Annotated in this window: 3 protein-coding genes and 1 pseudogene; all 4 read right to left on the bottom strand. The window is 76.0% G+C overall.

Annotated features, from left to right (window positions below; genetic code table 11):
• A partial coding sequence (locus tag ACTUAL_RS27755) for a hypothetical protein (RefSeq protein WP_440902303.1) occupies nucleotides 1-459 on the bottom strand: 459 nt, incomplete at its 3' end.
• A gap of 87 nt (nucleotides 460-546) precedes the next feature.
• Nucleotides 547-1,203: a response regulator gene (locus ACTUAL_RS27750; RefSeq protein ID WP_096496569.1), complete on the bottom strand. Its 657-nt coding sequence runs from the start codon at nucleotides 1,201-1,203 to the stop codon at nucleotides 547-549.
• A 3-nt stretch (nucleotides 1,204-1,206) separates the two neighbouring features.
• Nucleotides 1,207-2,874, bottom strand: a complete 1,668-nt coding sequence (locus ACTUAL_RS27745; protein ID WP_440902302.1) for a sensor histidine kinase — start codon at nucleotides 2,872-2,874, stop codon at nucleotides 1,207-1,209.
• Nucleotides 2,875-2,913: 39 nt separating this feature from the next.
• Nucleotides 2,914-3,147, bottom strand: a pseudogene (locus ACTUAL_RS27740) (ABC transporter permease); the annotation flags it as partial.

Here is a 3,147-nt window from a genome sequence, read left to right as displayed (position 1 = left end):
GCTCTCCACCGCGTGGTAGCGCCCCCCGAGCACGAACCGCCGGTGGTACCCCTGGGCGCCGCCCTCGCCGCCCCAGTAGGCGGAGAAGGCGTCGGCCTGCCCGTCCTCGGGGGCCAGCGGCTCCACCCGGAAGGACTCGGGCCGGTCGGCGGGGTCCTGCGCGTCCCCCGGCTCGGAGGCGTAGAGCGCGCAGCCGGTGGTCTCGTCCGAGAGCGGCTCGCCGATCGGCTCGGCCACCGCCATGCCCAGCCGGTCGACGATCCCGGTGAGCTGCGAGCAGTCCCCGCTGAACGGCATGGCCCGGCTGCCCCGGACGAGCTGGTCGAACCCGACGACGGCGTCGGGCAGGTCGGGGGCGGGATTGCCCGGCGCGTCCCCCGGCGGGGCGGGGTCGCCGGTGCACGCGGCGGCCAGCAGGAGCGCCAGCGCGGCGGAGGTCGAGCGCGCGATCCTTGTCACCCGCAGGAGTGTCCCCCACGTGTCGCGGGTCACCACCGACGGGCGGGGTCACGCCCGTCGCCCGCCCGGCTCGGCCCCTGCGGCCCCTCACCCCTCGGCGGACAGCCCCGCGTCCCTGGCCAGCAGCGCGGCCTGCACCCGGTTGGTCAGGCCGAGCTTGGCCAGCAGCCTGCTCACGTACGTCTTCACCGTCGCCTCGCTCATGTGCAGCCGCTGCCCCACGTCCGCGTTGGACATGCCGAGCCCGAGCAGCTCCAGCACCTCCACCTCCCGGTCCGTCAGCCGCTGCACCTGCCGCACGGCCTCCTGCCTGCGCGGCTGCCCCACCTGGGCGACCATGCCGACCACCCGGCTGGTCACCATCGGCGACAGGTACGCCTCCCCCGCGTGCACCGCCCGGACCGCGCGCAGCAGCTCCTCCGGCGCCGAGTCCTTCAGCAGGAACCCCGCGGCCCCCTCGGACAGCGCCCGCACGATGTTGTCGTCCTCGCCGAACGTGGTCAGCACCACCACCCGCGTGGACGGCGCGACGGCCTTCAGCTCCCGCGCCGCCGCCAGCCCGTCCAACCGGGGCATCCGGATGTCCAGCACGGCCACGTCGACGCGGCGCTCGGTGGCCACCCGGACCGCCTCGCGCCCGTCGCCCACCTCGTCCACCAGCTCGACGTCCTCGGCGGTGCCGAGGATGGCCTTGATGCCCGCGCGCATCAGCGGTTCGTCGTCGGCGATCAGTACCCGGATCAACGCTCACTCTTCCCGGAGGTGGGTGTTCTTCTCCACGACCTCGCCGCCCGCGAAGCAGAACCGGAACACCCTGGTCCCGTGCGACGAGTATGTCTGGACGTCGGCGGCGAAGTAGAGGCACCTCGCCCCGGCGGGCTCGGGGGGCGCGCCGAGCTTCAGGTCGCCGATGGGCGGGTCGAGCCCCAGCGGCAGCACGGCCATGGCCGCGGACTCGGACTGCCCCACCTCGACCGACGCGTACAGCTCGTCGCTGGCGACCCTGGTGACGGGCCGGGTGCCGAGCCAGGCGACCCCCACGACCAGCGCGACCAGCACCAGCCCGGCCAGCAGGATCGACCCGACCCCGGCCCACTGGCGCGGTCGCCCGAACTTGCCCGCCCGCGCGCCCGCGTCCTCCTGCGGCTCCCCGGCGAGGTCGTCGAGCGGCTCGTCGCCGGGGGCCTCGGTGTCCTCGTAGGGCAGCACGGCGGCGATCCGGAACCCGCCGGTGACCAGCTCGCCCACGTGCAGCAGCCCGCCCGCGAGCCGCACCCGCTCGCCCAGCCCGATCAGCCCGAACCCCGACGAGCCCGCCTTGGCCCTGGTCTGCGCCGGGTTGTTGCGCACCTCCACGACCAGCGCGTCCGGGTCGTAGCGCACCGCGACCTGCACGGCCGCGCCCGGCGCGTGCTTGGACGCGTTGGTCAGCCCCTCCTGCACTATCCGGTAGGCGGCGTGGCTGACCCGCGCGGGCAGCGCCCTGGCCTGCCCGCCGCGCACCAGGCTGACCCGCATCCCGGCCTGCCGCGCGCCGTCCACCAGCTCGTCCACCGCGTCCACGGTGCGCCGCGCCTGGTCCTCGTCGGGCTCGGCGTCGCGGCGCAGCACGCCGATGACCCCGCGCAGCTCCTCCATCGCGGTCAGCGCCGCCCCGCGCAGCACCCCCACCGCCTCGCGCTGCCGCTCCCCCAGCCCGGGGTCCATGGCCAGCGCGCCCGCGTGCACCGAGATGAGGCTGAGCCGGTGGCCGAGGCTGTCGTGCATGTCCTGGGCGATCCGGTTGCGCTCGCGCAGCCGCACCTGCCGGGTGATCAGCGCCCGCTCCTCGCGGCGCCCGGCCTCGCGCTCCAGCAGCGCGTCGACCAGCGCGCCCCGCTGCGCCACGTACCGGCCGACCAGGAACGGCAGCGCCACCGCGAGCCCGTAGACGCTCACCCCGAGGAACACCCCGACCGAGCCGATCAGCGCCAGGTTCGACCCGGCCCAGGCCGCCGCGTACGCCACCAGCGCCAGGACCGCGACGGCGAGCGCCCGGTACCAGGGGTCGATGCGCCTGCCCGCCGCGTAGGCGACGACGGCCACGACCGCCGACCCGCCGTGGTCGCCCTGGAAGTCGAACGCCACCAGCGCGGTGCACAGCAGCGCCAGCGCGGGGAACACCAGGCGCAGCTCGTACAGCAGCGAGTAGAGCGCCGCGAACGCCAGGGTGCGCAGCCCGCCCGCGGGCTCGCCGCCCGCCAGCACGGCGGGCCACACGTCCAGCGCGAGCACGACGACCAGGCCCAGCGCCTCGCGCCCGACCCGCAGCGGGGTCAGCGCGCGCAGCCGCCGGACCAGGTCCGCGCGGAAGCGCCCCCACGCCGCGGGGAGGTCCGGCAGGTGGGGGCGCATCCGGTCGACGAGCGTGCTCACCCCGTCACGGTAGGGCCGGGACGGGGTCCGCGTCGGCGCTCAATGGTCGCCAGCGGCAGCGACGAAAGTTGACGGCGGCGCGGCGGCGCGCCGGGCCCGCCACGCGGTGAGCAGCACGCCCGCCACGAGCAGCGCCGCGCTCACCCCGACCATCAGCGTCGACAGCGCCACGATCTCCGGCGACACCCCGCGCTTGCCCGCCTGCGCGTAGACGAACACCGGCAGCGTCGTCGAGCCGACGCCGGTGAGGTAGCTGGAGGTCACCACGTCGTC

It is taken from the genome of Actinosynnema sp., from assembly GCF_052038725.1.
Note: the sequence above shows the minus strand (reverse complement) of the source record. Positions and strands in the feature narration are given on the sequence as shown.